This window comes from Mesorhizobium sp. M7A.F.Ca.MR.176.00.0.0, from assembly GCF_004023165.1.
Taxonomy (GTDB): Bacteria; Pseudomonadota; Alphaproteobacteria; order Rhizobiales; family Rhizobiaceae; genus Mesorhizobium.
On the sequence record NZ_RZTC01000194.1, the window covers coordinates 1 to 6149 of the forward strand.

At 64.3% G+C, this 6149-nt stretch carries 6 protein-coding genes; 2 read left to right on the forward strand and 4 right to left on the reverse strand.

The features are described 5' to 3' along the window. Positions 1-584 (forward strand): isoprenylcysteine carboxylmethyltransferase family protein (locus EOB59_RS33185; protein ID WP_164895828.1); only part of this gene is annotated, 584 nt, incomplete at its 5' end. Between the two features lie 7 nt (positions 585-591). Here EOB59_RS33185 and EOB59_RS33190 read toward each other — a convergent pair. Next, the gene (locus tag EOB59_RS33190; RefSeq protein ID WP_128290192.1) at positions 592-1473 is read right to left on the reverse strand and encodes a CoA ester lyase; all 882 of its coding nucleotides are present in this window, start codon (positions 1471-1473) and stop codon (positions 592-594) included. Between the two features lie 3 nt (positions 1474-1476). Next, on the reverse strand, positions 1477-1929 hold the full coding sequence (locus EOB59_RS33195; RefSeq protein WP_023810497.1) for a MaoC family dehydratase: 453 nt from the start codon (positions 1927-1929) through the stop codon (positions 1477-1479). A gap of 150 nt (positions 1930-2079) precedes the next feature. Here EOB59_RS33195 and EOB59_RS33200 point away from each other — a divergent pair, with 150 nt between their 5' ends. Next, the gene (locus EOB59_RS33200) at positions 2080-3204 is read left to right on the forward strand and encodes a DUF2336 domain-containing protein (RefSeq protein WP_127395787.1); all 1125 of its coding nucleotides are present in this window, start codon (positions 2080-2082) and stop codon (positions 3202-3204) included. On the opposite strand, the gene EOB59_RS33205 is transcribed toward EOB59_RS33200, so the two are convergent. Beyond that, positions 3201-5267, reverse strand: a complete 2067-nt coding sequence (locus EOB59_RS33205; protein WP_128290193.1) for an FUSC family protein — start codon at positions 5265-5267, stop codon at positions 3201-3203. The two genes, EOB59_RS33200 and EOB59_RS33205, sit on opposite strands and share 4 nt — an antisense overlap. Before the next feature lie 44 nt (positions 5268-5311). Further along, positions 5312-6149: toprim domain-containing protein (locus EOB59_RS33210; protein WP_245486863.1), on the reverse strand; the 838-nt coding region annotated here is incomplete at its 5' end.

Sequence of the window (6149 nt, forward strand, 5' to 3'; positions counted from 1 at the left end):
GGGCCTGGGTCTATCTGGTGGGGATGGTGGGGCTCAGTCTCACCTTGGGCGTGGCGCTGGCAAGGCGCGATCCCGGCCTGATGAATGAGCGGCTGAGTTCTCCCATCCAGAAGAATCAGGACACGGCCGACAAGGTCCTGCTGTCCATACTACTGTTCGCCATCTTTGGTTCGCAGATATTCATGGGGTTCGACGTCCGTTTCGGCTGGTCCGTGGTTCCCGTCTGGGTGCAGGTGGTCGGCGCGCTCGTCCTGCTGCTCGGAATCTGGATCTGCTATCTGACGATGCTGGAGAACAGTTTCGCGGCGCCCGTGGTGAAGATCCAGGATGAACGCGGACAACGTGTGATCTCCACGGGGCCTTACAGCTACGTCCGCCATCCGATGTACGCTGGCGCCATCCTTTTCTTCGCCGGCACTGCACTTCTGCTTGGTTCCTGGTGGGGGCTGGCGTCGGTACTCGTGATCGTCGTTCTCCTGGCCATCCGCACCTTCATTGAAGAGAAGACGCTTCGCACCGGCCTGCGCGGCTATGACGACTATGTGGCCCGGGTCCGTTACCGCCTGATCCCATTGGTTTGGTAGCAGGCGCTCAGGCGGAAACACCTGCCGCCTTTGCCCGCGCCAGAAGCCGCTCGGCTAGCCGCAGATGCGGTCGATCGAACATCTTGCCGTCAATGCCGACAACGCCGGGACTTCCCGCTGCCGCGAACGCGGCGACGATTGCTGCCGATTGTCTCACGGCCTCGGCCGACGGCGTGAAGGCGGCGTTGATGACCGGCACCTGATCGGGGTGGATCGCCATCTTGCCGGTAAAGCCATCGCGCTCGGCCTCGGTGCATTCCGCTTCGAAGGCCGCCATGTCGCGAAAATTCGGGAAGACGGTGTCGATCGCCTCGACCTCCGCCGCACCGGCGGCAAGTATGGTCATGGTGCGAGCGTGTCGGAACACGTCCGTGTAGCGGCCATGCTCGTCGCGGGCGCTGCGCGCGCCGATCGCCGCCGACAGGTCTTCAGCGCCCCAGGTGAGGCCGGCAAGCCGCGCACTTGTCCCGGTATAGGTCGCCGCCGCCAGCACGCCTGCCGGCGTTTCGGTGATGATCGGCAGGATCTTGATTGCGCCGTCGGCCAGATCATTTTCGGCCTCGCGCACCCTGAGCTTTGCCGACATATGCTGTACATCCTGGCCGCTGTTCGACTTGGGCAGCATGATGCCGTCGGGTCGTGCCGGCACCAACGCCACCAGATCGTCATCCGTCAGGCCGGTCGTGAGGTCGTTGACCCTGACATAGATGGCTGAACTGGTTTGCGCCCTGCGTTCCAGGATGAAGCGCGCCGCCACCTCGCGCGCCAGCGCCTTGTTGTGCGGCGCCACGGAATCTTCGAGGTCGACGATGATCACGTCGGCGCCGGCACCAAAACTTTTTTCCAGTTTCCTCTGGGAATCGCCAGGGACGAACAGCAGCGAACGCATGCGTCAGATCGCCTTCTTCAGCATCATCGCTTGCCTGGTGCATTTGGCGACGAGATCGCCATGCTGGTTGTAGGCGCGATGCTCGAATTCGACGATGCCGCGATCGGGTTTCGACCTGGATTCGCGCACCGAGATGACTGTCGTCTCGACCCGGATGGTGTCGCCATGGAAGACCGGATGCGGAAACACGGTCTCCTTCATGCCGAGATTGGCGACCGTAGTGCCGACTGTGATGTCATTGACCGAAATGCCGATCATCAAGCCGAGCGTGAACAGCGAGTTGACCAGCGGCTTGCCCCATTCGCTCTTGGCGGCGAAATCGAAGTCGATATGCAGCGGCTGCGGGTTCAGCGTCATTACCGAAAACAGCATGTTGTCGCTTTCGGTAACGGTCTTGCGCAGCGTGTGCTGGAAGACATGGCCGACAACGAACTCTTCGAGATAAAGCCCGGCCATTTCTTTCTCCTCAGGTGCTTGACGGTGATAGGCGCTGCAAATCAGCCTCGCAAGCCAGTTAATGAACATGGTGAACGGTTCGTAAACCAATTCTGCCTACGGTCGTCAGTGGGGTCAGAAGCTTCTGACAAGGGACGTAAGCAGGCGGGCATGGTTGTTGTTTCGCATTTCCTGAAATGGATCTACACCGCCAGGGTGTCGGAGCGTGCAGCGGCGGCGAGCGCTCTGGCCCGGGCCTATATCAATTCCGAATTGCCTTTCGAGGACCGTTGCGCCGCCGAGGCGGCGCTGACGCTATTGCTCGACGATGCCTCGTCGAAGGTGCGGCTGGCGATGGCCGAGGCGCTGTCGATGAGCCACCAAGCGCCAATGCAGATCATCAGCGTGCTGGCCTCCGACCAGCCGGAAGTCGCCGGCGTGGTGCTGGCGCGCTCGCCGCTGCTCACCGACGCCGACCTGATCAACCGCGTGGCCTCAAGTCCGAAGGCGACACAGAAATTGATCGCCGACCGGCCACTCGTCTCGATGGCGCTGTCGGCGGCCATCGCCGAGATCGGCGAGGCGGACGCCTGCGCGGTGCTGCTCGCCAACAGCGGCGCCGACATCGCCTCGCTCAGCTTCCGCCGCATGGCCGAACGGCATGGGCACCTGCCGCTGGTGCGCGAGGCGCTGATATCGGATATCAGGCTGCCGGCCGACTGTCGGCATATGCTGCTCGTCAAGCTCGGCGAAATGTTGAAAACGTCGCCACTGGTGATGGCGATGATGGGCGCGGCGCGAGCCGACCGCGTCATGCGCGACGCCTGCGTCAAGGCTTCGGTGACGCTGATAGAAGGCACGCGCCAGGAAGAACATGCGGCCCTGATCGAGCATCTCAGGCTGCGCGGCGACCTTACCGCGAGCTTTCTGATCCGCACCATCGCGCATGGCAAGGTCGATTTCTTCGGCTCGGCGCTGGTCGCGCTCAGCCAGCAGTCCGAACAAAGGGTAAGGGCGCTGCTTGCCGGCGGGCATGATGTCGCCTTGCAGGCGCTGTTCCGCAGCGCAGGACTTGCCGCAGTCACCCATGCCATCATCCTGCGTGCGCTGAAGATCTGGCGCGAGGTTGCCAACGGCAAGCGCGTCGCCGGTGTGCAAGAGGTCAGCTGGCTGATGCTCAAGGAGGAGGGCGGGCAGTCCGCGGAAGGCGATCTTGCCACGCTGGTCAAGTCGATCCATCTCGACGCGCTGCGCGAGAACGCACGCGGCCACGCACTGGCGATAGCGGCGGCTTAGCCTTTATCCCTCGCGAAAAAGTCCGGGAAATCCTCCATCGCCGCGGCAATGATGCGCAGCGATGCTGCGATTTGTAGCAATTCGCCGGTGCCGTTTCGCTCGGCGATGTTCGCTGCGTACTGCCGGGCGACGGCGACGGTCGAGGTCTGTGGATCGCCGGGCGCGCGGAAAAGCAGTTCGCGCGCCAGTCCCCTCAGGAAGTTGGCGATCGAAAGCGCGGTCTCGGATGGAATGGCATGGCTTTGGCTTGCATCGCGCAGCCGAAGGACCTCCAGGCCGACGGTGACGGCGGCGACTCCGCCGCCCAGAACCGCATCGCCCTTCTGACCGGCATTCTGCACCAGCGGCATCAGCTGGTTGATGCGGTCGTAGGCGAGGCTCTCGAAGGCCGACCGCCTCGGCACCCGCTCATGCAGGCAAAGCCGCGCCAGATCCTCGCGCATGGCGCGCACGATGCGGTTGGCCGCGAGCCACGGATCGGCTGGCAGCACGACGATGAAGACACCGATCGCCAGCAGGATGCCGACCAGGATCGACGCCGACCCGGCGAAGAAGGGTACGGGATCGTAGGTCATCGCCTGGTGCGGGCTCAGGAAGGCGAGGAAGTTGATGGCGAAGGCCGTCGCCACGCCGACATAGCGTGGATTGGCCATGGCCAGCGCCGTCGGTACAAGGATGGGCACGACAAACAGCATGAACCAGCCGAAGCCCGGCAAAGCGGGCAGCGCGATCTGGCCGACGAGAAAGGCAAAGGGCAAAGCGAGCACCGTTCCCTTGAAGAAACCCCAGGCGACCTGCACAGGGTCGGGGCGAGCAGCAAACAGGCTCGATACGACAGCAACGAGGATGACCGTGCCGGCCGCTTCCGACCATTTCGTCGTCAACCAGAAGGCCGCGACCAGCAGCGTGGCAAGGGCAGCACGCAAGGCGTTACGCGATGCGCCGGCGTAATCGCGATGCACCACCAGCGCAGGCTGCCTGCTGCCCCTGGCCAGGCGCGTGGCAGGCGCGCGCAGGGCGTCGAGGCCGCGCAGCACCTGCTTGAGCGCATCGGCGAAATCGGCGGCGATGGTCAGGCGGGTGATAGTGCCGACCCTGTCGTCGCCCTGTTCGGTCGAGGCATCGGGCATTTGCCGGGCGTTTCCGGCAATCGCATCGAGCCGAGCCATCCACAGCGCCGTATCGTTCAGCGCGCCGGGCTTGGTCGCCAGCTCGCTGACCAGCGACTGCAGTTCCGAGCGTACCGGAATGAGCGCCGCATTCTTCGGAGCGGCGTGCGAATGCAGCGCGCGTGCCGCCGACAGGGCCGAGAGCAGCTGTCCGATGGTGCGCCGGACCGGATGGGCGCGCGGCGCGAAGCTTGGCGCCTCGAGCCTGGCATAGGCGCGCATCTCGCCGAGCGTCTGGGCATCAGTGATCAGCTTCCGGTGCAGCGCGGACAGCGTTGCCGGGTCGCCGCCGGAGAACGCACCGTCGGCATAGGTGGCAAGATCGAGGATGCAGCGTTTCAGGCGCGAGACGATGGCGTCGCTGGCCAGTTTTGGCAGGATCAGGCGGCTGGTCAGGCCGGCGCAGACAATGCCAAGCACGATCTCGGCACATCGCGCGATCGCGAGGTCGACGACGAGATGCGGCTGTCCGAAGGCGGGCAGGCCGATGATCATTGCGGTGTAGCCGGCGAGCGCGGCGCCATAGGCTTCCGGATTGCGCAGCAGCGACGAGACGAAGGTGCAGATGCCGATCCAGACGGCAAGCACCGTCACCAGCACCCAGGGGTTGGTGCCGAATACGGTGGTGATACCGATCGCCGCGACGCCGCCGACCAGCGTGCCGAGCAGCCGGTAGAAGCCCTTCGCCAGCACCATGCCGGCAACCGGCTGGGCGACGATGAACACCGTCATCATGGCCCATTGCGGGTGGTCGAGTTTTAGGGCGTAGGCGGCCAGCAGTGCGATCAGGCCGGCTGAAACGGTGCGAAGAGCGAAAATCCAGTCCGAGCGCGTCGGTTGCGTCAGGTCGGTCAAACTGGTTTCGAAATAGCCTTTCAGCCGTGCCGCAATCACACGCTGGTCTCCATATCAGAAGCGCAAGCTAAACCGGCTGATGGCTAGATATCCAGCACTTCCGTCTCGGCGAATTCGGCGCGTTCCTGGATGAAGCGGAAGCGGGCTTCCGGCTTGGTGCCCATCAACGCATCGACGGCGTCCTTGGTCGCCGCCTCGGCGTCGATCACGTCGATCCTGAGCAGCGTGCGCTTCCTCGGATCCATGGTGGTTTCCTTGAGCTGGGCCGCCATCATCTCGCCCAGGCCCTTGAAGCGGCCGAGTTCGACCTTGCCGCGCCCGGTGAATTCGGTGCGCAGGAGCTCGTCCTTGTGCGCGTCATCCCGGGCATAGGCGACCTTGCCGCCTTGCCTGATCGAGTAAAGCGGCGGCACCGCCAGATAGAGGTGGCCACCACGCACCAGTGCCGGCATCTCCTGGTAGAAGAAGGTGATCAGCAGCGAGGCGATATGGGCGCCGTCGACATCAGCGTCGGTCATGATGATCACGCGGTCGTAGCGCAAATCCTCGTCGCGGTATTTCGACCGCGTGCCGCAGCCGAGCGCCTGGATCAGGTCCGAGATCTGCTGGTTGCCGGCGAGCTTGTCGTTGCCGGCGCTGGCGACGTTGAGGATCTTGCCGCGCAATGGCAGCACCGCCTGGCTGGCGCGGTCCCGCGCCTGCTTGGCTGAGCCGCCGGCCGAGTCACCTTCAACGATGAACAGTTCAGCGCCGGCCGCGGCATTCTGCGTGCAATCGGCGAGCTTGCCCGGCAGCCGCAGTTTGCGCACCGCGCTCTTGCGCGACACCTCTTTTTCCTGCCGTCGGCGCACCCTCTCGTCGGCGCGCGCGATCCGTTCGACCATTGGCTGGCCGACAATCCGCAGGAAGCCTCGAAGCTGC

What these genes read in the sequence shown, in the direction of transcription:
- EOB59_RS33190 (WP_128290192.1), bottom strand. Translation starts at nt 1,473, where the DNA reads ATGCGTTCGCTGCTGTTCGTCCCTGGCGATTCCCAGAGGAAACTGGAA.
- EOB59_RS33195 (WP_023810497.1), bottom strand. Translation starts at nt 1,929, where the DNA reads ATGGCCGGGCTTTATCTCGAAGAGTTCGTTGTCGGCCATGTCTTCCAG.
- EOB59_RS33200 (WP_127395787.1), top strand. Translation starts at nt 2,080, where the DNA reads ATGGTTGTTGTTTCGCATTTCCTGAAATGGATCTACACCGCCAGGGTG.